We start from the raw sequence: 23,192 nt of genomic DNA, 5'->3' as shown, positions 1-23,192 counted from the left end.
TATATTTACAATGAAAGTAGAATTTGTTACACTAATAGTGTATTTTTTATGAGGAGGCCATACAAAAATGAAAAAGAAATTTTCTATGCTAACAGTTGCTCTTGCAGCAACATTAGGTTTAGTTGCTTGCGGTAAAGGGGCAGCTGATCAATCATCACAAGGAGAGTCAGCAGACGCAAAACTTAAAGTGGGAATGATGACAGATTCTGGAACAATTGATGATAAATCGTTTAACCAAGGAACGTGGGAAGGAATTGAGCGTTACCAAGAGGAAAATAAAACGATTGTATCAAAATATATTAAACCTTCTGGGGAAGCAACTCAAGATTACTTAGAGGCAGCAAATAATTTATTGGCATCTGGTCATGAAATGATTATTGCACCAGGATTTAAATTTGAGGAAGCAATTGCTCAATTACAAGCTGAAAACCCAGATAAAAAGTTTTTAATCATTGACGGACAACCAACAGGTGGAGTTGCTGAAAATACGGCAGCTATTTACTTCGCAGAACAAGAAGGCGGATTTTTAGCAGGTGTTGCAGCTGCATTAGAAACAAAAACAAATAAAGTTGGATTTATCGGTGGAATGGTTATTCCAAGTGTGCAAAACTTTGGATATGGATTTGCGATGGGGGTTGCCTACGCAAATGCAAACTTAGGAACAAATGTTGAAATTGCAGATTATTTATATAACGGGACATTCGATGACGTAGCGGGTGGAAAAGCTCAAGCAGGTGGAATGTACGATAAAGGAATCGATATTATTTTCGTAGCGGCTGGTGGAGTCGGAAACGGAGTTATTGCTGAAGGTAAAGAGCGTGCAGAAGCTGGGAAAGATGTTCATGTTATTGGTGTAGATGTTGATCAATATGAAGATGGTCTTTTATCAGATGGAAGTTCAGTTATTTTAACGTCAGCTATTAAACGCATTGATAATGCTGCATACACAAAAATTGATGAAGTAGTTAAAGGGACATTTGAAGGTGGAAAAGTCATTACAATGAATGCTCAAAATGATGGAATTGGATTACCAGAAGAAAATCCAAATTTATCAGAATCTTCAAAAGAAAAATTAAATGAAGTTTTAGCTTCATTAAAGTCTGGAGATTTAGTTCTTCCAAATGAATTAAGCGAGGTAGAGAATAAGTTAGCTGAATACGGATATAACTTTGAATCACTTAATTTATCAGGGAAATAAAAATTAAAATTAATACGTTAAAATTTTGGGAGAGCCCTAGTAATTTGAAAAAATTACTAGGGCTCCTTTTTTATTAGAGGTTTAAGTTTGTTGAACAAGTGAAAGGTGTAAACTACCCAGGTCCCCTACTTACAATGTTCGAGGCGGAGGGAACGTTTATAAATTTATGAAAAAACGCTCTTTTTCGCAGCTTAGGATTGTTTTATTTATAATTCGGGATACCTAGAAGGGAAAATGTAAGGTGACTATTTCTGAATTAAATGAGTATTGAAATGAAAATAGATAAAGAATTAAGGGGGGATTTGGAGGTATTAGGTGTAAAGGGCAATGAAACTTCCTCAAGGGGATATTTGAGTTGGTTCAACTATGTTAGAAACGACGATCTGGAGAATGTGATTAGTGATTAGGAAATATTTCCCACGGAGTAAATCGGTCATTTAAGAAGGAGATCGATGCACTAAGGTAAAAAATAGAAGGAAAAGTAACTAAGATTAGAGTTAATTGTAAATAGGAGGAATAAGGTGATAAAAACTTACAAGATTCGCTATTTTTTTATTGATTAGTCTATTTAAATTATTCTATAATAAATAGGAATAGGTGATTTTAGATGATGGCACCTATAGCCTAAATGTTTCATAGACTCAGTTTTGCTTGATGGTTGAATAGGGATCTTTATTGAGGGAGATCGCGACAATCTTCTTTTATGGTAAAATTGCCAGGTAGGATCAGAAGACTTGGATTAGAACATAAAGGGTACGACCGAGGACAGGACAAAGTACAAAGAAAGGGGTAAAGCGATGGAATATGTAATTGAAATGCTCAATATTACAAAAGAGTTTCCGGGAATTAAGGCAAATGATAATATTACGTTGCAAGTAGAGCCAGGAGAAATCCATGCCCTTTTAGGGGAAAATGGAGCGGGTAAATCAACCTTAATGAGTGTTTTATTTGGAATGTATAAGCCAGATGGCGGATGTATTAAGGTGCGAGGAAAGGAAGTAAAAATTACAAATCCGAATGTTGCAACAGAGCTTGGAATCGGAATGGTTCATCAACATTTTAAACTCGTTCATAACTTTACGGTGACAGAAAATATTATTCTAGGAAGTGAACCAACGTTATTTGGCGGATGTGTTGATATTAAAAAGGCGGCGAAACGTGTGGCTGAGTTATCAAAACGCTATAATTTACACGTGGATCCTTATGCGAAAATTGAGGATATATCTGTTGGGATGCAACAACGCGTCGAAATTTTAAAAATGCTTTATCGTAATGCAGATATTTTAATTTTTGATGAACCGACAGCTGTCTTAACTCCACAAGAAATTGATCATTTAATGAAAATTATGAAACAATTAACGGCAGAAGGAAAGTCGATTATTGTCATTACACATAAGTTGAAAGAAATTAAGACGATTGCCAAACATTGTACGATTATTCGTAAAGGAAAGGGAATTGGGACGGTTGTCGTTGATGAGGTCACAGAACAAGATTTAGCTGATTTAATGGTTGGACGAAAAGTGACATTTAAACTAGATAAGAAAGAAGCTAAAATGGGTGCACCAGTTCTTGAAGTTAATGATTTATGTGTGAAAAATGCCCGTGGTGTAGATGCTTTAAAACAGCTATCTTTAACAGTATACGAAGGTGAGATTTTAGGAGTTGCGGGAATTGAGGGAAATGGTCAAACAGAACTCATCGAAGCGATTACGGGATTACGCCCAGCTGATCGAGGGACGGTGAAGTTAGGTGGAGAGGATATCAGTCGATTATCTGTACGTAAAAGAACAGAAGCTGGTATTGGACATATTCCTGAGGATCGCCATAAGCATGGGCTTGTTTTAGAGTATTCACTAGAAGATAACTTTATTTTGCAAACGTATTATCAACAACCTTTTAGTAAAGGTGGGATTTTAAATCGTCAAGCAATTAGAGAGCAATCGGAAATGCTGATTCAACGTTTTGATGTCCGCAGTGGACAGGGAAGCCAGACAATTACGCGCAGTATGTCGGGTGGAAATCAACAAAAGGCAATTATTGGACGTGAAGTTGTTCGTTCACCAAAATTATTGATTGCGGCACAACCAACACGTGGACTTGATGTCGGTGCGATTGAGTATGTTCATCGTGAATTAATTGAAGAGCGTGATAAGGGACGTGGCGTCCTGTTAATTTCCCTGGAGTTAGACGAAATTTTAAATGTTTCTGATCGAATTGCCGTTATTTATGAAGGTGAGATTGTAGGAATTTTAGATGCGGCAAAAACGAATGAACAAGAAATTGGATTATTAATGGCGGGTGCCGGACGTGAAAGAGGTGAACAGTAATGAAGAACATGAAGTTTAATTTGTCGGATGATGCTGTTCAGAAGAAATTAGCACCGTTTGCTTCAGTTATTCTTGGATTTTTAGTTGGGTTTATCGTTTTATTCTTGATTGGGTATAATCCATTTGAAGGATTTACTTATTTATTTCAAGGTGGGTTTAAAGGAATTTTATCAGGTAATTTAAAACAGTTCGGAAATGGATTGTTACAGATGACCCCATTAGTTTTGACAGGATTATCGGTGGCCTTTGCATTTAGAACGGGACTGTTTAACATCGGAGTTCCGGGTCAGATGTTAGTTGGTGGATTTATGGCTGTTTACTTAGGGGTAACGCTTGATTTACCACGAATGATTCATTTGATTGTTGTAATTTTAGGGGCTATGATTGCCGGTGGTATTTGGGCAATTGTTCCCGGAATTTTAAAAGCAAAATTTAAGATTCATGAAGTAGTAACTTCAATTATGATGAACTATATTGCGCTATGGAGCGTGCAATATGCGGTGAAAACATTAATTCCTGGAAAGTATTCTACAGAATCGGCAACAATTGCAGAAACAGCATCTTTAAAAATGGCTGCTATGACTGAATTCTTTAGTGGTTCTGCTGTAAATTTAGGATTAATCTTTGCGATTATTGCTTGCTTTATCATTTGGTTTATCCTTGAAAAAACAACTTTTGGTTATGAATTAAAGGCCGTTGGATATAATCATCATGCAGCAGAATATGCAGGGATGAAGGCTACACGAAACGTAATTCTTTCAATGATCATTGCAGGGATTTTAGCTGGACTTGCTGGAGCGACGTTTTATGTCGGGTATACGGATCATATCAAAGTTGGGGTGTTACCAACGCAAGGGTATGATGGAATTGCGGTAGCCTTACTTGGATTAAATACACCAATTGGGGTCTTTTTATCAGCAGCTTTATTTGGATTTATGAAAGTTGGGGGAGCATTTATGCAAGCCATGACTGAGATTCCGAGTGAATTGATTGATATTATTATTTCAACGATTATATACTTCTCAGCCATTTCATTATTACTCCAAAGCTTCTTTAAAAAAATAGCTTCTAAGAAAAAAGACGGAGGTGCTAAATAATGTGGGATTTTATTGTTTCAATGATGCCGTATGCCTTTGCCTTTACAGCGCCAATGTTAGTGACAGCTTTAGGTGGTCTATTTAGTGAGCGTAGTGGGGTTGTCAATATCGGCCTTGAAGGATTAATGATTGTTGGTGGGTTTACGACAGCATTATTTATTAATCAATATTATGCAGGAAGCGATGCAACGATTTGGATTGGTATTTTACTCGGTGGATTGGCTGGTTGTGCCTTTTCATTGCTCCATGCTTATGCAAGTATTAATTTAAAAGCCGATCAAGTTATTTCCGGAACAGCTATTAACTTATTGGCTCCCGCGTTAACTATTTTCCTAGCGCGAACACTGACAGGAAGTCAGAATATAAGTATTGTTAAAGGTGTTTCACGTTTAGATGTTCCTATTTTATCTAAAATTCCGGTTATTGGTCCTCTATTCTTTAGTAAAATGTATGCGACAACCTTTATTGTTTTAGGATTAGTGGTGCTAGCGTGGTATATTATATTTAAAACTTCATTCGGCTTACGATTACGTGCATGTGGGGAGCATCCACAAGCGGCAGATTCGATGGGGATTAACGTCTATAAAATGCGTTATATCGGTGTGTTAGCCTCTGGTTTCTTAGCAGGACTTGGAGGTGCGATTATTATTGTAACGACATCGAATGAATACAATGGTTCAGTAGCTGGGCTTGGATTCTTGGCTCTTGCAGCTCTTATCTTTGGTAAATGGAATCCATGGGGAGTTTTATTTGCGTCTTTTTTCTTTGGATTTATGAAAACATTAGGTCAGTTAGCGATTATTAATGATACATTAAAGTCATTTGAAATTCCGATGGAATTTTATAACGCGTTACCTTACGTGATGACATTAGTTGCTCTAATGGTCTTTAGTCGTAATATAGTTGGACCAAAAGCAGCTGGAGAACCATACGATAAAGGGAAACGTTAATTTAATAATTAAGATAGCCCCTCGCTTATTATCGTGGGTGGATGGTAGGTAAGTAAACTAACCAGTTTAGTTTATTTACCTTTTTTATTTATAGCACTGAAGAAGGCGAAACTTATCAAATATTGCTTATCTTTAAGATTTTGCTTATAATAAAGAATAGAATAGGGGTCGAATGTTCGATAATAGAGTAAACGATCCCTATTAAATTAAAGGTTATGTGTCAAAAGATGATCTCAAATAATGCGTGTAAAATAATGAATATTTTTGTATCATCCGGTTTAATCCCTTCTCGTATCAAAAATTATGAGTTTTTTTATGAGTGGCGCTATAAATGTTTTAATGTTTTTATGTGAGGCTGTATCGTACTAGGTGGAGGAGCCTTTATAATAAAGATGGGATTCCCTATAGTTTGATGAATTAAACCGTAGTAAAGTATGAGAAAATTGGAGGTTTCAAAAATGAGTTTAAATAAAGGAAAAAAAGTTATCGTCGGAATGTCAGGTGGTGTTGACTCGTCAGTTGCTGCGTACTTATTAAAAGAGCAAGGTTATGATGTCGAAGGTGTTTTTATGAGAAATTGGGATAGTGCCGCAAATTCGGATGTATTAGGAAATCCTACCGTTAATGATGCGGTCTGTCCACAGGAAGTAGATTATATGGACGCTAAGGCAGTCGCCGATCAGTTAGGAATTAAACTTCATCGTGTGGATTTTGTTCAAGAGTATTGGGATCGCGTCTTTATGTATTTCTTAGACGAGTATAAGGCGGGCCGCACCCCGAATCCAGATATTATGTGTAATAAAGAAGTGAAGTTTAAAGCCTTTCTAGACTATGCGATGGGGCTTGGCTGCGATTATATTGCTATGGGACATTATGCGCGTGTTGAACATGGCGAAGAGGTGAGAATGTTACGTGGGGTTGATAACAACAAAGACCAGACGTACTTCTTAAGCCAATTAACACAAGCACAGCTTAGTAAAACGTTATTTCCAGTCGGGGAATTACAAAAGTCTGAGGTTCGTGAAATTGCCGAAAAGTTGGATTTAGCAACGGCTAAAAAGAAGGATTCAACAGGAGTTTGTTTTATTGGTGAACGTAATTTCACTCAATTTTTACAAAACTATTTACCCGCACAACCTGGGACAATGCAAACATTAGACGGGGAAGTTTTAGGTGAACATATCGGACTGATGTATTATACAATTGGGCAAAGAAAAGGGCTAGGTATTGGTGGTAAAGGTGATGCTTGGTTTGTTATTGGAAAAGATTTAGAAAAAAATATTTTATACGTGGGTCAAGGTTTTGAGAATGAATATGTTTATGCGGATGAAGCACACGTATCAAATGTCAACTGGATTCCAACAGAGAAGTTTAGAGGTGTTTTCAAATGTACGGCTAAATTCCGCTATCGTCAACCTGATGTTCCAGTTGAACTTGAATGGATGGAAGGGGGACTATTAAGGGTTCGACTTTTAGATCCGGTTCGTGCAGTAACCCCTGGACAGGCAGCGGTCTTTTATTTAGGGGATGTATGCCTAGGTGGTGGACGTATCGAGGCAGCCTTTAAAGACGGTGAGCGTCGAATGTATTAAGAGAGGGTGACGTTGATGGAAGAAGTCAACTCAATTCAAGGTATATTTTTAGATTCAATCTTTTTTAACGAAGAAAATGGTTTCTCAATTGGGACAATTATAGTTACCGAACACCAATGTCCCGAGGAGCAAATTCAATTAGCGTACAAAGTTGTAGATGAAAAAGTATGTGAAGCGATTGGATTAACGGAAAATAAAACTTATTACAAGGTGACGGTATCGGGTTATTTTCCTAAGTTAACAGAAAACAAAACGTATCGATTTAAGGGGAATCTAATCAAACATCCGAAGTATGGGTGGCAGTTTCAGGTGAATGCCTACGAAAGTATCGCGGTTAGGGGGAAATCTTCTCTGGTGCATTACTTAAGTAGTGATATTTTTGAGGGGATCGGACAAAAGACGGCTGAAAAAATTGTTGAAACACTTGGGGACGACGCGATTAATGTGATTTTAAACAATCGCGAAGCGTTAGAGAAAGTACCTAAGCTATCAAAAAAATTGGCGGATAAGCTATATGCGACGTTGGTTGATCAGCAGGGGACTGAGCAAATTTTAGCTCCTCTTTATGGATACGATTTAAGTCCGAAACTTGTCATGAAAATTTTTAAACGCTATCAATACCAGGCGTTAGAAATAATTAAAGAGAACCCCTATCGGCTTATTGAGGATATTGAAGGAGTCGGATTTTTACGGGCAGACGAACTGGCAAAAAGATTAGGTATTTCATTGGATGATCCACGTCGAATTCGTGCCGCACTTCTATATGTACTAGATCAAATCGCTATTCAAAGAGGGCATACGTATGTCTATCATAAGCAACTCGTACAAAGTGCTCTTCAGTATTTAAATCAAAAGTCTGCTCAACTTCTTGATTTTTCTCAGATTGATCAACAAATTCAATCACTTATCCAGAAGAAAAAAATTTATATTGAAGGCGAATTCTTATTTATTCCGTTACTCGTAAATAGTGAAAAGGGAATCGTTGAATCGATTTTAAGGTTACAGACAAAAGATTCGATTAATGATAAGGAACTAGAGGAAGTAATGAAACGGTTGGTCAAGGAGATGTCAATCACGTATTCGAAGGAACAAGAAGAGGCTATTCAAATGGCTCTAAAATATCCGGTTAGTATTATTACGGGGGGACCTGGAACTGGAAAAACTACAGTGGTACAAGGAATTTTAAAGGCTTATTCCTTACTACATAAAATCACACTTGACCCTAGCCAATACGCAACCTCTGAAAAGAAATTTCCAATTGCGTTAGCTGCCCCGACGGGGCGCGCTGCTAAGCGGATGACGGAAACGACGACATTAAAGGCCTCAACTATTCATCGGTTACTTGGATATGGTGTTGACGGTGTTTTTCAACATGATGAGTTTTCTCAATTAGATTATGATTTAATTATTATTGATGAGAGTTCAATGTTAGATACACTGCTTGCCTTTCAGCTGTTTCAATGTATTGAAACGGGTGCTCAAGTCATTTTAGTAGGAGACGATAATCAATTGCCATCGGTAGGTCCAGGGCAAGTTTTAAAGGATTTAATTGAAAGTGGGGCCATTCCATTAACGCGTTTGACAACAGTACACCGACAGGCGCAAGATTCATCGATTATTGCGTTAGCTCATGCCGTAAAGAATAATCGGCTACCAAACGACTTAAGAGAAAAAAAAACAGATCGTTTATATGTTGAATCACCACATCAACAAATACCGCTTTACTTGAAGAAGATTGTTGAAAATGCACTTTCAAAAGGGTATACGGCAAACGACGTTCAGGTGTTAGTTCCGATGTATCGTGGAGAATGTGGAATTGACGCGATTAATGAAATGTTGCAGGCAATCTTTAATCCCCCTGATGATTCAAATAAAAGGGAGATGGTATTCGGTCAACGAATTTTTCGGATTGGTGACAAAGTATTACAACTATCTAATCAACCTGAAACGGGGGTTATGAATGGCGACGTTGGTGAAGTTATCGGGATTTCTTATAAGAATGAAAATGAAGAGAAGGAAGACCGGCTTATCGCGTGTTTTGATTCAAAAGAGGTAAGTTATAAAAAAGGTGATTTGCAAAATTTAACCCATGCTTATTGTGTTTCTGTTCACAAATCTCAAGGTTCAGAGTATCCGATTGTCATCCTTCCAATGACTCATGCCTATCACGTGATGCTTCAAAAAAAATTAATTTATACTGCTATCACTCGGGCAAAAAAATCTCTCATTATTATTGGGGAGTATTTGGCATTGGATAAAGGGGTAAAAAATGAGGGAGATGAACGGCAAACAACGTTAAAATTACGCTTTGAAATGCAAAAGGAACACACAACGATTACAAATCCATTTGAGGAGTACTTTAAGGAACATGGAATTCCATTTGAATATTTGGATGAGGTGGAACTTGAAGGAGTCACGCCCTATGATTTTATGGACGAGTAGGATAAATTTTTTTTGAATATTAACATAAAAAAAATAAAATGAACCAAACTAAAACTATCATGTTGAAGTGAGGTGAATGGTGTGAAAAAAGCAGTTCTACTAGTATTATTTATTTTAGTGTTTATTGTGACAGTAGCTTATCAAGAAGACCCATGTCATTATAAAAAACAATTTCAACGTCAAATGAAAAAGTATCGAAAAAATATTGGATGTTGGCAAGATTACTTTCATGATATGATGCCATTTTAAAAGAACCTCCCTTAGGGGAGGCTCTTTTTAGATTAAATGAAAAACTTTTTGATCGATAGTTATACGAAATATAAAAAAAAGCTTGAAACTCTGACGTAAAATCGATAAAATAGAGTCGAATAACAAAATGTTGATAGAAGAAAGTAGAGATTTGTAATTCCACAGAGAGGGGTTTCTAGGCTGAGATAAACCCTAATGAAAAATACTCGAAAGCTACTTCTTGAGTGTAGGTAAAACCTATCGGTTAGCACCGTTATCGCCTTTAAGTGTTGTTTTTTTCATAAAAACAAAAATAAGGTGGTACCGCGTTCACATCGTCCTTAATTTATAAGGGCTTTTTTTATACTCATTTTAAGAGGTGATAAACGATGAAATATATGACAGGTTCAGAAATTCGCTCAATGTATTTAAATTTCTTTAAATCTAAAGGGCATATGATCGAGCCAGGGGCATCATTAGTTCCGGCAAATGATCCAACTTTATTATGGATTAATAGTGGGGTCGCAGCGTTAAAGAAGTACTTCGATGGGCGTGAAATTCCAAACAACCCACGAATTACAAATGCACAGAAATCAATTCGTACAAATGATATTGAAAATGTAGGGAAAACGGCGCGCCATCATACATTCTTTGAAATGTTGGGAAATTTTTCAATCGGTGATTATTTCCGTGAGGAGGCTGTTACTTGGGGATGGGAATTATTAACTTCTCCAGAATGGTTTGGTTTTGATAAGGATTTACTTTATGTAACGGTGTATCCAAGTGACAAAGAAACGTATGATTTATGGATTAAACTTGGAGTTAAACCAGAACATATCGTGAAATTAGAGTATAATTTCTGGGAAATTGGAGAAGGTCCATGTGGTCCTAATACAGAGATTTTCTTTGATCGTGGTCCAAAATATGATCCAGAAAATATTGGACTCCGTTTATTGGAGGAAGATATTGAAAATGATCGTTACATTGAAATTTGGAATATTGTTTTTTCACAATTTAATTCTAAAGAAGGATTAGATCGTAGTGAGTATCCGTTGCTTCCGAATCAAAATATAGATACCGGGATGGGGCTTGAACGTATGGCTTGCGTCTTACAAGGGGTAGAAACTAATTTCGATACCGATTTATTTATGCCAATTATCAAAAAAACAGAACAAATTTCAGGTGTGAAATACACGAATGAAACGGCTGTTGCTTTTAAAGTTATTGCCGATCATGTAAGAACCGTAACATTTGCGGTGGCTGATGGGGCGTTACTCTCAAACGAAGGAAGAGGTTACGTCTTACGTCGTTTACTTCGCCGCGCTGTTCGTTATGGTAAAAATTTAGGAATTGATCGTGCGTTTATGTATGAGTTAGTCCCTGTTGTAGCGGATATCATGAAAGATTATTATCCATACGTGTTAGATAAAATTGAACTCGTTCAAAAGGTGATTAAGTCTGAAGAGGATCGTTTCCGTCAAACACTTGCTGATGGAGAAAAAATCTTAAATGATTTAATGGCGAAAAGTAAGACAAAAATTATCTCAGGGAAAGATGCCTTTATGCTTTACGATACGTATGGATTCCCGTATGAATTAACATTAGAGTATGCGGAAGAGTCAGGTTTTAGTGTTGATAAAGATGGGTTTGATCAAGAGATGCAGGCTCAACGAGACCGTGCACGTAACGCTCGCGAAGAGGTAGCAAGTATGCAATCTCAAAATGAGGCGCTTATGAATTTTAAAACATCATCGACGTTTGTTGGATATGATCAATATACATCAGAAGGTCAAGTGATTTTATTATTAAAAGATGGTGAAGTTGTAGAGTCATTATCGGGACAAGGTCAAGTGATTTTAGATTGCACGCCATTTTACGCAGAAAGTGGAGGGCAGGTAGCTGATAGAGGAACGATGGTATCTCAACAGGCAACGGTAGAAGTGCAAGATGTTATTAAGGCGCCGAATGGTCAACACTTACACACAATAAACGTTGAGGGAATCCTGTCTTTAAATGACCGTGTTAAGTCCTCAATTACGGTGAATGACCGCTTAGCTTTAACGAAAAACCATACAGCGACACATTTATTACATCAAGCACTAAAAGATGTAATTGGTGATCATGTGAATCAAGCGGGGTCATTAGTATCAGCTGGACGTTTACGTTTTGATTTCACAAATATGCAAGGTCTAACGGCTGAAGAGTTACAACGTATCGAATCCATTGTAAATGAAAAAATTTGGGCTTCACTTCCAGTTCAAGTGTTTGAAAAATCGATTGATGAGGCAAAGGCGATGGGTGCAATGGCCTTATTTAGTGAAAAATATGGAGATGTTGTACGTGTCGTTAAAGCTGGGGAGTATAGCATCGAATTGTGCGGTGGATGTCACGTCACAAATACTTCAGAAATTGGGTTGTTTAAAATTATTTCTGAATCTGGAATTGGTGCCGGAACGCGTCGAATTGAAGCGGTAACCTCTCAGGCGGCATATGAATATATGAATCACTTTATTACACGATTTACAAACGTATCAGAAACGCTTAAAACGAAACCGGCGCTACTTGAAGAACGAGTTGCGGGAGTTTTAGACGAAGTAAAAGAGCTTCATCGTGAGAATGAATCATTAAAATCTAAATTATCGCATTTAAAAATGAAAGAAATTGTTCATAATACACATGAGGTTAATGGATTAACGGTTTTAACAGCGCAATTAATGGACGTAGATATGAATCATCTTCGTCAAATGGTGGATGAGTTTAAACAACAATTAGATTCAGCCGTTATCGTTTTAGCAAGTGCCTCAGAAGGAAAAGTAGCTATTTCTTGTGGGGTAACGGCAGACTATGTTAAACAAGGTGTTCATGCTGGTAAAATTGTTAAGGAAGTAGCAAGCGTTTGCGGCGGTGGTGGTGGTGGCCGTCCAGATATGGCACAAGCTGGAGCTAAAGATATCACTAAAATTGCAGATGCCTTATTAAGCGTTGACGAATGGTTAAAAAATAACTTATAGTTCTTTTCATCCTCAATGCAATATTGTAAAATAGGATTAAGGACTATTTATGGGTGGTGAATATGATGATCTCAAATCATACGATGATGCTAAATGAGGCACTTGAGGATAAATTAAATCAAAATGAAACAGTTGAGTTAATTTTAGTCGATGTCTTTGAGGCATTAAAAACAAAAGGATATAACCCCATTAATCAAGTGGTTGGATACTTGATTTCAGGAGACCCTGCATATATTTCAAGTTATCAGGGAGCACGTAATAAAATCCAACAAATTGAACGTGATGAAATCTTAGAAGTTTTATTAGAAAAGTTTGTTGAAACAAGAAAATGAAAACACTTGGATTAGATTTAGGAACACGTACGTTAGGTATCGCGATTAGTGATGCATTAGGTATGATGGCCCACGGGGTCGAAACGTTCCGTTTTGAAGAGAATCATTATAAAAAAGCAATTTTACACGTTCAACAATTAGTAAAAACACAACATGTTTCAAAAATCGTTTTAGGACTGCCTAAAAACATGAATGGTTCAATCGGAGAGCGCGGTCAGGCGACACAAGAGTTTGCTAAAAAACTTGAGGAGGCAACAAGCGTTCCAGTAATTTTATGGGATGAACGGCTAACGACGATGCAAGTTGAACGCGTATTAATCCAAGCGGATGTAAGTCGTGGGAAACGTAAAAAAGTTGTTGATAAAATGGCTGCAACCATCATTTTACAAAGCTATCTGGATTCAAGCCAGGCACGTTCATTCGTGTAATAATAAAATAAGAGGTGTTAACAATGTTAGATGAAAATCAATTAACAGTTATTGACGAAAACGGAAATGAATTATTATGTGAAATTTTATTTACATTTGATTCAGATGACTATAATAAATCATATGTCGTTTACTACCCAGTAGGGGCAGAGCACGAGGATGCTGATGGAAATGTTGATTTACATGTTTCAGCTTATATTCCAAGTAATAATAACGAAGGTGGAGAATTATTACCTGTAGAAACAGATGCAGAATGGGATATGATTGAAGAAGTAATTAATACATTTTTAGCTGACGAAGAGGCTGAAAGTGCAGAATAATTGATAAAAAGCAGTGTAGGAATGGAGGATGCCTCCACTCTTACACTGCTTATTTTAGAGGTGAAAACGAATGGGAAAAGCTGTACGTGTTTTTACTTGGGGTGTATGTATCGTTTTATTGGTTGCCGTTTTATATGGAGGTTACTTATACCAGGCAACCGTTAAACCTTTCAATTCCCAAGATAACACAGTGATTAATTATACAATTGAGCCTGGAACAACAACGAAGAAAGTTAATCGACAGTTAGCAGCGTTTGGGCTGATTAAACATCCGAAAATGGCCGATTTACTTGTACGTCTTCATGATTGGTCTCATATCCAAGCGGGAGAGTATGAGTTAACACCATCAATGACGCTTGAGCAAATGTATCAAAAATTTGAAAAAGGGCTCGTCGTGGAACCCGATAGTGTTAAAGTGACAATCCCTGAGGGGTATGATTTAGAATACGTCGCAGCGAATGTATCACCACTGGTTTCCTTGACTGCGGAAGACTTATTAACCGAGTGGAAAAATTCAGAGTATATAAATCAGCTGATTAATGATTATTGGTTTTTAACCGAGGATATTTTAAAAGACGGAATAAAATATCCACTTGAGGGGTATATTTATCCGATTACTTACTCATTTTCAAAAGGAGCATATACCGTGGATGAACTAACACGTCAGATGCTTGATGTGACCCAAAAGAAACTAGATCCTATCCGTGAATTATTTGAAACGAGCCCCTTAAGTATACATGAGGTTATGTCTTTAGCATCCGTTGTTGAGGGGGAGACCCAAAACACGGAGGAAATGCCAATGGTAGCGGGTGTCTTTTTTAATCGGATCAATTCGGGAATGTACTTACAAAGCGATATGACGGTTTTATATGCATTAGATGAACATGCGGTACGAGTGACAGAGGCAATGACACGTGTGCAATCACCGTATAATACATATGTGACGCCAGGTGCACCTATTGGACCGGTGAGCAATCCATCGATTGATGCCGTTAAGGCTGTCTTACAACCGGTAAGTCATTCTTATTTATTCTTTATAGCGGATATGTTTGGTTGTGTGGACGGGAAAACCCACTTCTTTGAAACCTATGAGGAACACATGAATTTTTATCGCGCATATCTACTCCCTTCATATGAGGCAGGGACAAATGTATGTCGACAGCAGTAAGGAGAAGAAGGTAATGAATGAACAATTATTACAACTTATGAGTCGTTTTAAGACCATTATTCATGATGATCTTTCAATTGAAATGAAAAAGTACGCTGAGGATCATCACGTACCAATCATTCAGGAACAAGGCCTTGAATTGATGCTTCAATTGTTAAGAATTAAAAATCCGTCAGCTATTTTAGAAATTGGAACGGCCATTGGGTACTCCTCACTTATGATGGCTAGACATTTACCACATACGAAAATTGTTAGTATTGAGCGAGATCCTGTTCGTTATCAAGAAGCAGTGTCTTATCATGAACGCGCGTCTATTGGAAACCAGGTAGTTTTAATCGAGGCAGATGCACTAGAAATTGAAAATAATCAACTTCCTATATTACAATATGATGTGATTTTTATTGATGCGGCTAAAGCGCAGTATCAAAAGTTTTTTGAAAAATATGAACCTTTATTGAAAGAAGATGGAATGATTATTAGCGATAATTTAATCTTCCACGGTCACATTTTTGATAATCAACAAAAGCAAAGTCGAAATTTGAAACAGTTGGTTCGTAAGATTAATAGATACAATGAGTGGTTAGCACAACATGAAGGGTATGATACCTTATTATTACCAATTGGAGATGGCGTTGCCATTAGCATGAAGAAAAACAAAGAAATTTTGAAAGAACACTGCTAGTTTGCGGTGTTTTTTAGTGAATAAGTCAGTATTCTAAACAAAATAAGCCAAAATAAGTGCAAAAAAAAAGTAAGTAGTTTATAATCATAGATATGCATCTCACATTTGTTTTAGAACAAATTTATGTTGAAAAGTAAGATGCGGGAGAAAATTGTGTTCCTAATGATGTGTGATTCATGATGTTAAAAGAAGGAAGGGGTAGAGGTTCTTTTGCCCTTATAATCATCATGAAAGATCTGATATGGAAAACAAAGATGAAGTTGAAAGTTAGTATAATAAAGTGAGTTGATAAGATGAAAAAACCAGAGTTAGTTGTGACGCCTCATCATTTTGATGAGATTGAACCCTTAATCGAAGCCGGTGCGGATGCGTTTATTATCGGTGATGAAAAGTTTGGGTTGCGTTTAGCAGGTTATTTTAATAAAGATGAATTATATGAAGCGGTTCAATTAATTAAACGTCATCATAAAAAGGTTTACGTAGCTATTAATGCGATCATGACCAATGCCCTATTGAAGGAATTGAGAATCTATCTTGAGGAGCTTAAAAAATGGGAGATTGATGCTTTACGCTTTTCGGATCCTGGGGCATATATGCTTGCTAGGGAAATTATGCCTCACATGACACTACACTGGAGTAGTGAAACGCTTGGAACAAACTATTTTACAGTTAATTACTGGTATGACCGTGGAGTAAACCGCACGATTTTAGCACCTGAAATTATGAAGCATTCGGTTATTGAAACTAAAGATCATGCGAAAGGTGAGATTGAAATTTTAGTACATGGTGCTATTTGTATGTTTCAATCGCGACGCCATTTAGTTGGAAATTACTTGAAGTTCCAAGGGCAAATCGTTGAAAAGGTTCAGTCACGTGAGCAAGGGTTGCAACTTTTTGATCCAGAGCGCCAACTATATTATCCGGTATTTGAGGATGGCCAAGGTACACATATTTTCAATGGAAGTGACGTGTGTATGATCGACGACTTGGCTGAGTTTATTGAAGCGGGTGTAGATGCTTTAAGAGTGGACGGAATTTTAAAATCTCGTGAATATTTATTGTCGGTGACACAAGCTTATCGTTTTGCAATCGATTTATTTTGTGAGGACCCAGCAAAATATAACCAAGTGGGACGCGCATTGTATAAAAAAATGGAAGAAATTCAACCGGTATCTCGATTACTTGATCGTGGCTTTTTCTATAAACCGTCAATTTATAAAAATAAATAGAGAGAGGAGTACGTAATTATGGCAAGACAGAAGGTATCAGCCATCGTGGATGGAAAACGTGTGATTGTAAAGAAACCGGAGTTACTCGCGCCAGCAGGTTCCCTTGAAAAGCTTAAGATTGCAGTTGTATATGGGGCCGATGCTGTTTTTATCGGTGGGCGAGAATTCGGACTACGTTCAAACGCTCAAAACTTTTCATTAGAAGAAATTCGTGAGGGCGTAGAATTTGCCAAGCCATATGGAGCTAAAATTTATATTACAACGAATATTATTGCTCATAATGAGAATATGGAGGGGCTAGAAGAGTATTTAACTGCACTTGGAGAAATTGGTGTGGCAGGTATTATTGTAGCGGACCCATTAATTATTGAAACATGTAAACGAGTGGCACCAAATGTTGAGGTTCATTTAAGTACGCAACAATCAACAATGAATGTTATGGCAGTTAAGTTCTGGGAACAGGAAGGACTTCATCGTGTTGTATTAGCTCGTGAAACGACAAAGGAAGAAATTAAAGAGATTATGGATCAAACAGATGTTGAAATTGAGGCATTTGTTCATGGTGCCATGTGTATAGCTTATTCAGGGCGTTGCACACTATCTAATCATATGACTGCCCGTGATTCTAATCGTGGAGGTTGTTGTCAGTCTTGCCGTTGGGAATACGACCTTGTAAAAAATGAAGGTAATGAGATGACACATTTATTTAATGAGGACGAGATTAAGTTTGCCATGAGTCCAAAAGATTTAAATTTATTACGCTCAGTTCCCGAGATGATCGAGCTAGGGATTGATAGTTTAAAAATTGAAGGGCGTATGAAGTCGATCCATTACGTTGCTACCGTAGTAAGTACTTACCGTAAATTAATTGATTTATACTGTGAAGATCCGGATCATTTTGTGTTTGATGAAGACTTATTAGTGGAACTCTCAAAATGTGCAAATCGCGAAACTGCGCCGGCCTTTTTTGAAGGAATTCCGTCTCATGAGGAGCAAATGTTTAATAATAGAGATGAACATCCAACCCAAGAGTTTATTGGATTAGTCCTTGATTATAATGAACAAACACAAGAAGTTACACTTCAACAGCGAAATCACTTTAAAAAAGGTGAAGTCGTTGAATTTTTCGGTCCTAAAATTAAGACACAGGTTATGACGATTGAAGAATTATTTGATGAACGTGGTGAGGCGTTAGAAGTAGCTAGGCATCCAAAACAAGTGCTAAAATTCAAGGTGCCTTTTAAAGTTTATAAAAACGATATGATGAGAAAACACGTTAAATAATAAAAAAGCCATAGTTAAAAACTATGGCTTTTTGTCAAGATATTCCGAGGATTAAAGACAGAATTCGGTAAAAATATTGTTGAATTTTGAAAAAAGATAGTGTATACTACGTATTTGGAATTGAAAGATGTTGAATAGAAAATACTAAAAAAAAGATAGGATATTTGATTCTCTGATTAGAAAATCGGTCCAATCTTTTTTTAAAAATATTGTTATAAATGAGGTAGAGAAAGATGAATAAACCATTAATTATTGGCGTTGCTGGAGGAACAGCTTCAGGTAAAACAAGTGTTTCACGTATTTTATATGACGCTTTTTCAGATCGCACGATTACATTGTTACGACAAGATGATTATTATAATGATCAAAGTCATATGACCATGGAGGAAAGAATTAAGACAAACTATGATCATCCTCTTTCAATGGACAATGAATTACTTGTCACACATTTAAAAAAGTTAATGCTTGGTTATTCAATTGAGAAACCTGTTTATGATTATACTCAGCATACACGTAGCGACGTGACTGAAAAAATTGATCCAACAAAAATTATTATTGTGGAAGGATTATTTGTTTTAGAAGATGTGAAAATCCGTGAATTATTAGATATCAAAATCTTTGTAGAAAGTGATGATGATATCCGATTTATTCGACGTTTATTAAGAGATACAACAGAACGTGGACGTACCATTGACTCAGTGATTGCTCAATATATAGAATCCGTTAAACCAATGCACCAAGAATTTGTTGAACCTACGAAAAAATATGCGGATATTATTGTACCTGACGGTAAAACTAATGCAGTAGCTTTAGACTTACTAATTACAAAAATCAATAGTATTTTAAGCGCATAGAAAGAATGAAAAAATTATAAACTACTTTTTAAAATTGAAAAAAATAGTATGATTTATCCTTAAAATGGAATAATAAATAAGACATTAACTTAACAATTGTACACCTCAATTTGATTAATGGTATAATATTTACTAAATTATGAAGTTCATGTATAATATATAGTTGAAATAATCAATCTTACTGGTTTCAATTGATTCGGAGGAATTTTTAATGAAAGAAAAACAACAACATTTAACCCTTGAGGGGATTAAAAAGTTTCAAGATGAATTAGATCACCTAACGCAGGTGCGAATGGAAGAAATTAAAGTTAAGTTACAAGAAGCACGTGCTCAAGGGGACCTTTCGGAAAATGCTGAGTATGATGCTGCACGTGAAGAACAAGCAATGGTTTACGAGCGCATTCAAGAATTACAATATATTTTAAAGAATGCCGTTGTTATTGAATCGGATGAAGGAAGCGACGTTATTACGATTGGGTCAACGGTAACATACCGCGATGATGCAACAAAAGAAGAGGTAACATATAAAATCGTAGGTAGTGCAGAGGCCAATCCATTTGATTTAAAAATTTCAAATGAATCACCTATTGCACAAGCATTAATGGGAAAACGTCAAGGTGACACGGCAGTTGTTTCTACACCTAAAGGTGTCTTAACGATTGCAATCGTAAATGTCCGATAAAACCCGAGCTGCCTCAAAGCAGCTCTTTTTTATTAAATTTTAAAAGGTGGTTGAAAATCATGACAATTGCAATTATTGGTGCAATGGAAGAAGAAGTGGCATTATTACGTGATGCAATGGAAGTTGAAGAGGTTAGAACAATTGCTCATGTAGAATTTACAAAAGGAAAATTAAATCATCGTGAGGTTGTATTGTTAAAAAGTGGTATAGGGAAAGTCAATGTCGCCATTGCGACAACATTACTATTTGAACATTATAATATTGATTATGTAATTAATACAGGATCAGCGGGGGGGTTACATGAGGAAGCAAATATAGGAGATGTTGTGATTTCAACAGGAACATTATATCATGATGTAGATGTCACTGGATTTAATTATGCCTATGGGCAGGTCCCGGGAATGCCCGCAATTTATGAATCGAATGTTTCATTAGTGAAAAAAGTGGAATCTATTCTGGATAAAATCGGGAAAAATTATTGGTTAGGAACAATTGGAACAGGTGATTCTTTTATTAATCGTTTAGATCAAATGGAATTGATTAAAAAAAATTGCCCGTCTGTGATTGCAATTGAAATGGAGGCAGCAGCTGTTGCACAAGTTTGCCATCATTATGAAAAACCTTTTATAATTGTTCGTGCGTTATCAGATATTGCCGGAAAAGAATCACATATTTCTTTTAATGAGTTTCTAACAGTAGCTGCGAAAGAATCTTCAGAGATGGTATCTGAACTTGTATCAATGATTTAAATTAGGGGAAACAATCGCCATTTAAATGCGATTGTTTTCTTTTCAGTTCCTTGGATGAAAAATAATATTTGGTTCATAATAAAGTGAAGTGAAAAGAGGAGTGATAATTAATGATTGTTGTTTTTGGCGGATCCTTTAATCCTCCCACCATCGCACATTATGAAATAGCAATGCACATTTTAAAACAAAACTTCTGTAAAAAATTCTATTTTTTACCGGTGGGGGACGCTTATCCTAAAAGAGGGTTAATTACGGCAAAGCATCGAGTTGCGATGTTAGAATTGTTGTGTGAAAAATTACCACAGGCTTCTGTATCTTTAATCGAAGTTCAGTCGGAAAAAGTGTTGACGACCTATGAAACATTAAGTCAACTACAAAAAAAATATCCAGAAGAGGAGATTGCCTTTATTATCGGTGCAGATAATTTAAAAGATTTACCGAACTGGTTTCAGTATGAACAACTTATGAAAACATTTAAATTAATTGTCTTTAAACGTGATGATATTGAGGTAAATCAACTGATTAGTAATCAATTCCCATCTTTTAAAGACCGTTTTATAGTTCTAGATGCTTTTCATCAACGTGATATCTCATCAACGATGTATCGAGAAAACCCTAATCGTACCGATTTAGTATTGGAATCAGTCGACGATTATATTAAAAGACATCAATTATATGGAAGAGGTGAATAATTCATGTTTTATCATGGATTTTTAAAAGTGGCGACTTCATCGCCGAAAGTTTCAGTAGGAGATCCGATGGCAAATGTAGATGTGATGTTAAGGGCGTTACAAGTAGCCCAAGATCACCAAGCAGGAATTTTAGTATTTCCGGAGCTATCTATTTGCGGATATACTTGCCAAGACTTATTATTTCAAGAATATTTATTGCAAGATGTTAAAACGGCCATTGAACACTTATTAATAAATAATCCGTTTGAAGGGGTGTGCGCGGTCGGGGCACCAATTTCAATTCATAGAAATTTATATAACTGTGCTATTGTCATCCAAAAGGATAAGATTTTAGGAATTATTCCAAAGTTTTATCTTCCAAATGACATGGAATTTTATGAAGAGCGTTGGTTTACACGCGGGTATGAAATTGTTAAACATTATGATGAAATCGAGTTTTTAGGTCGTAAAGTTCCATTTGGATCACTTATTTTTGATCATCATCAATCAGGAATTTCATTTGGTGTAGAAATTTGCCAAGATTTATGGGTTCCCTCGTCTCCAAGTCAACGTTTAGCGTTGAATGGAGCAGACGTTATTTTAAATTTATCAACGAGTAATGAGGTTTACTTAAAAAGTAAAACTCGTAAAGATTTAGTTCGTATTCAAAGTTTAAAACTTGCTGCAGGTTATATTTATTGTTCATCTGGAGTGTACGAGTCAACGACGGACGGGGTCTTTGGTGGCCATAGTTTAATTTCCCAGAATGGAACATTATTAGCTGAATCAGACATGTTTTCACGCGAAGATTTAAATGTTATGTTTGCTGATTTAGATATTTCTAATATTCAGTTTGATCGTCGTCGCTCGTCTTCTTTTAGACAAAGTGCAGAAGATAATATGGATTATATAAAGCACATTCCATTTAATCTTGTTGAAAATAAACACTATAAATTTGAACAAACCATTGATCCTACTCCATTTGTTCCAAAAAATGATTTAAAAGATGCATTTGAAGAGATGATGAATATTCAAATGGCAGGATTAGCTAAACGAATTGAGCACACTAAATTGGATAAAGTTTTAATTGGTGTATCTGGTGGGTTAGACTCAACTCTTGCTTTATTATTGGCGGCTAAAACATTTGACCTCCTTGAGATACCACGTAAAAATATTATGGCTTATACTATTAGAGGATTCGGAACATCTCAACGAACAAATCAAAATGCTAACCAATTAATGAAAGTGTTAGGAGTTACACATCATGATATTGATTTAAGAGAATCTGTCCTATCTCATTTTGAAACGATTGGTCATGATCCTAAAGAAATTGATATTACTTACGAAAATGCACAGGCTCGCGAACGGACTAATATTTTAATGAATTTAGCGAATAAAATGAATGGTTTAGTTTTAGGAACGGGAAATATGTCCGAATTAGCCTTAGGGTGGTGTACTTATAATGGAGACCAAATGTCTATGTATGCAATTAATGCAGGGATTCCTAAAACACTAGTCAAGTTTATGGTTAAACAGTTTATGTGCCTTCAATCAGAGGAATTAACAATGAATGAAGAAGATGCAAAATTATTGCAAGAAACATTGGCCGATGTGTTAGATACTCCGATTTCACCAGAATTAATTGACACGCCACAACATACGGAAGAGATTATTGGTAAATATGAAATTCATGACTTTATTTTATATCATATGCTTAATAACGGGGATACAGAAGATCGTATTTATCTCTTAATGAAAGAAGCATTTAAAGACGAGTTTTCTGAAGAAAAATTATTAGAATATTTACAGATTTTCTATCGTCGTTTTTACTCTCAACAATTTAAACGTTCAGCTATGCCGGACGGACCTAAAGTATTAGATATTTCTCTTTCTCCACGGACGGATTGGCGTATGCCATCAGATGCAGACTATCGTCGTCGACTATAGG

20 protein-coding genes and 1 other annotated feature are annotated in these 23,192 nt (G+C 36.3%); all 20 genes read left to right on the top strand.

Features of this window, described 5'->3' with window-relative positions; translation table 11 throughout:
* Window positions 1-67: 67 nt before the first annotated feature.
* Entirely contained in the window at window positions 68-1,198 is a 1,131-nt protein-coding gene (locus tag AACH31_RS06085; RefSeq protein ID WP_262953746.1) for a BMP family lipoprotein, read from the top strand.
* Between the two features lie 797 nt (window positions 1,199-1,995).
* Entirely contained in the window at window positions 1,996-3,525 is a 1,530-nt protein-coding gene (locus tag AACH31_RS06080) for an ABC transporter ATP-binding protein (protein ID WP_338617211.1), read from the top strand.
* On the top strand, window positions 3,525-4,622 hold the full coding sequence (locus tag AACH31_RS06075; protein ID WP_161831856.1) for an ABC transporter permease: 1,098 nt from the start codon (window positions 3,525-3,527) through the stop codon (window positions 4,620-4,622). Before AACH31_RS06080 ends, AACH31_RS06075 begins: the two co-directional genes overlap by 1 nt.
* Window positions 4,622-5,572: an ABC transporter permease gene (locus tag AACH31_RS06070; protein WP_161831855.1), complete on the top strand. Its 951-nt coding sequence runs from the start codon at window positions 4,622-4,624 to the stop codon at window positions 5,570-5,572. The genes AACH31_RS06075 and AACH31_RS06070 overlap by 1 nt, the downstream gene beginning before the upstream one ends.
* Before the next feature lie 458 nt (window positions 5,573-6,030).
* Complete coding sequence (gene mnmA / locus AACH31_RS06065; protein ID WP_338617208.1) at window positions 6,031-7,164, top strand: tRNA 2-thiouridine(34) synthase MnmA; 1,134 nt, start codon at window positions 6,031-6,033, stop codon at window positions 7,162-7,164.
* A gap of 15 nt (window positions 7,165-7,179) precedes the next feature.
* Entirely contained in the window at window positions 7,180-9,606 is a 2,427-nt protein-coding gene (gene recD2 / locus AACH31_RS06060; protein ID WP_338617205.1) for an SF1B family DNA helicase RecD2, read from the top strand.
* 81 nt (window positions 9,607-9,687) lie between these two features.
* Window positions 9,688-9,855, top strand: a complete 168-nt coding sequence (locus AACH31_RS06055; RefSeq protein WP_202618787.1) for a hypothetical protein — start codon at window positions 9,688-9,690, stop codon at window positions 9,853-9,855.
* Window positions 9,856-9,976: 121 nt separating this feature from the next.
* Window positions 9,977-10,180, top strand: a binding site (T-box leader).
* A gap of 43 nt (window positions 10,181-10,223) precedes the next feature.
* The gene (gene alaS / locus AACH31_RS06050) at window positions 10,224-12,845 is read left to right on the top strand and encodes an alanine--tRNA ligase (RefSeq protein ID WP_338617202.1); all 2,622 of its coding nucleotides are present in this window, start codon (window positions 10,224-10,226) and stop codon (window positions 12,843-12,845) included.
* Between the two features lie 62 nt (window positions 12,846-12,907).
* The gene (locus tag AACH31_RS06045) at window positions 12,908-13,177 is read left to right on the top strand and encodes an IreB family regulatory phosphoprotein (protein ID WP_317452439.1); all 270 of its coding nucleotides are present in this window, start codon (window positions 12,908-12,910) and stop codon (window positions 13,175-13,177) included.
* The gene (gene ruvX / locus AACH31_RS06040) at window positions 13,174-13,605 is read left to right on the top strand and encodes a Holliday junction resolvase RuvX (protein ID WP_161832519.1); all 432 of its coding nucleotides are present in this window, start codon (window positions 13,174-13,176) and stop codon (window positions 13,603-13,605) included. Before AACH31_RS06045 ends, ruvX begins: the two co-directional genes overlap by 4 nt.
* 23 nt (window positions 13,606-13,628) lie before the next feature.
* Entirely contained in the window at window positions 13,629-13,925 is a 297-nt protein-coding gene (locus AACH31_RS06035) for a DUF1292 domain-containing protein (protein ID WP_161832520.1), read from the top strand.
* Between the two features lie 70 nt (window positions 13,926-13,995).
* The gene (gene mltG / locus AACH31_RS06030; RefSeq protein ID WP_262953750.1) at window positions 13,996-15,093 is read left to right on the top strand and encodes an endolytic transglycosylase MltG; all 1,098 of its coding nucleotides are present in this window, start codon (window positions 13,996-13,998) and stop codon (window positions 15,091-15,093) included.
* 13 nt (window positions 15,094-15,106) lie between these two features.
* Window positions 15,107-15,775: an O-methyltransferase gene (locus AACH31_RS06025; protein WP_338507363.1), complete on the top strand. Its 669-nt coding sequence runs from the start codon at window positions 15,107-15,109 to the stop codon at window positions 15,773-15,775.
* Window positions 15,776-16,068: 293 nt separating this feature from the next.
* Window positions 16,069-17,004: a peptidase U32 family protein gene (locus AACH31_RS06020; RefSeq protein ID WP_262953752.1), complete on the top strand. Its 936-nt coding sequence runs from the start codon at window positions 16,069-16,071 to the stop codon at window positions 17,002-17,004.
* A gap of 18 nt (window positions 17,005-17,022) precedes the next feature.
* Entirely contained in the window at window positions 17,023-18,288 is a 1,266-nt protein-coding gene (locus AACH31_RS06015) for a peptidase U32 family protein (protein WP_161832524.1), read from the top strand.
* 233 nt (window positions 18,289-18,521) lie between these two features.
* Window positions 18,522-19,142: a uridine kinase gene (gene udk / locus AACH31_RS06010; protein WP_161832525.1), complete on the top strand. Its 621-nt coding sequence runs from the start codon at window positions 18,522-18,524 to the stop codon at window positions 19,140-19,142.
* Between the two features lie 211 nt (window positions 19,143-19,353).
* Window positions 19,354-19,824, top strand: a complete 471-nt coding sequence (gene greA / locus AACH31_RS06005; RefSeq protein ID WP_161832526.1) for a transcription elongation factor GreA — start codon at window positions 19,354-19,356, stop codon at window positions 19,822-19,824.
* A gap of 59 nt (window positions 19,825-19,883) precedes the next feature.
* Window positions 19,884-20,573 carry a 5'-methylthioadenosine/S-adenosylhomocysteine nucleosidase gene (mtnN, locus tag AACH31_RS06000; RefSeq protein ID WP_161832527.1) on the top strand — a complete coding sequence of 230 codons (690 nt, stop codon included), beginning with the start codon at window positions 19,884-19,886 and terminating at the stop codon, window positions 20,571-20,573.
* 110 nt (window positions 20,574-20,683) lie between these two features.
* On the top strand, window positions 20,684-21,265 hold the full coding sequence (gene nadD / locus AACH31_RS05995) for a nicotinate (nicotinamide) nucleotide adenylyltransferase (protein ID WP_161832528.1): 582 nt from the start codon (window positions 20,684-20,686) through the stop codon (window positions 21,263-21,265).
* 3 nt (window positions 21,266-21,268) lie between these two features.
* Window positions 21,269-23,191, top strand: a complete 1,923-nt coding sequence (locus tag AACH31_RS05990) for an NAD(+) synthase (RefSeq protein WP_262951029.1) — start codon at window positions 21,269-21,271, stop codon at window positions 23,189-23,191.
* The last annotated feature ends 1 nt before the right edge of the window (window position 23,192 follow it).

This window comes from Turicibacter faecis (assembly GCF_037076425.1).
Classification (GTDB): domain Bacteria; phylum Bacillota_I; class Bacilli_A; order MOL361; family Turicibacteraceae; genus Turicibacter; species Turicibacter faecis.
The sequence above is the reverse complement of the archived record's forward strand: the minus strand, read 5'-3'. Positions and strand labels throughout refer to the sequence as shown.

Coding starts and splice junctions, on each gene's coding strand:
- AACH31_RS06085 (WP_262953746.1), top strand. CDS start 68: ATGAAAAAGAAATTTTCTATGCTAACAGTTGCTCTTGCAGCAACATTA.
- AACH31_RS06080 (WP_338617211.1), top strand. CDS start 1,996: ATGGAATATGTAATTGAAATGCTCAATATTACAAAAGAGTTTCCGGGA.
- AACH31_RS06075 (WP_161831856.1), top strand. CDS start 3,525: ATGAAGAACATGAAGTTTAATTTGTCGGATGATGCTGTTCAGAAGAAA.
- AACH31_RS06070 (WP_161831855.1), top strand. CDS start 4,622: ATGTGGGATTTTATTGTTTCAATGATGCCGTATGCCTTTGCCTTTACA.
- mnmA (WP_338617208.1), top strand. CDS start 6,031: ATGAGTTTAAATAAAGGAAAAAAAGTTATCGTCGGAATGTCAGGTGGT.
- recD2 (WP_338617205.1), top strand. CDS start 7,180: ATGGAAGAAGTCAACTCAATTCAAGGTATATTTTTAGATTCAATCTTT.
- alaS (WP_338617202.1), top strand. CDS start 10,224: ATGAAATATATGACAGGTTCAGAAATTCGCTCAATGTATTTAAATTTC.
- AACH31_RS06045 (WP_317452439.1), top strand. CDS start 12,908: ATGATGATCTCAAATCATACGATGATGCTAAATGAGGCACTTGAGGAT.
- ruvX (WP_161832519.1), top strand. CDS start 13,174: ATGAAAACACTTGGATTAGATTTAGGAACACGTACGTTAGGTATCGCG.
- AACH31_RS06035 (WP_161832520.1), top strand. CDS start 13,629: ATGTTAGATGAAAATCAATTAACAGTTATTGACGAAAACGGAAATGAA.
- mltG (WP_262953750.1), top strand. CDS start 13,996: ATGGGAAAAGCTGTACGTGTTTTTACTTGGGGTGTATGTATCGTTTTA.
- AACH31_RS06025 (WP_338507363.1), top strand. CDS start 15,107: ATGAATGAACAATTATTACAACTTATGAGTCGTTTTAAGACCATTATT.
- AACH31_RS06020 (WP_262953752.1), top strand. CDS start 16,069: ATGAAAAAACCAGAGTTAGTTGTGACGCCTCATCATTTTGATGAGATT.
- AACH31_RS06015 (WP_161832524.1), top strand. CDS start 17,023: ATGGCAAGACAGAAGGTATCAGCCATCGTGGATGGAAAACGTGTGATT.
- udk (WP_161832525.1), top strand. CDS start 18,522: ATGAATAAACCATTAATTATTGGCGTTGCTGGAGGAACAGCTTCAGGT.
- greA (WP_161832526.1), top strand. CDS start 19,354: ATGAAAGAAAAACAACAACATTTAACCCTTGAGGGGATTAAAAAGTTT.
- mtnN (WP_161832527.1), top strand. CDS start 19,884: ATGACAATTGCAATTATTGGTGCAATGGAAGAAGAAGTGGCATTATTA.
- nadD (WP_161832528.1), top strand. CDS start 20,684: ATGATTGTTGTTTTTGGCGGATCCTTTAATCCTCCCACCATCGCACAT.
- AACH31_RS05990 (WP_262951029.1), top strand. CDS start 21,269: ATGTTTTATCATGGATTTTTAAAAGTGGCGACTTCATCGCCGAAAGTT.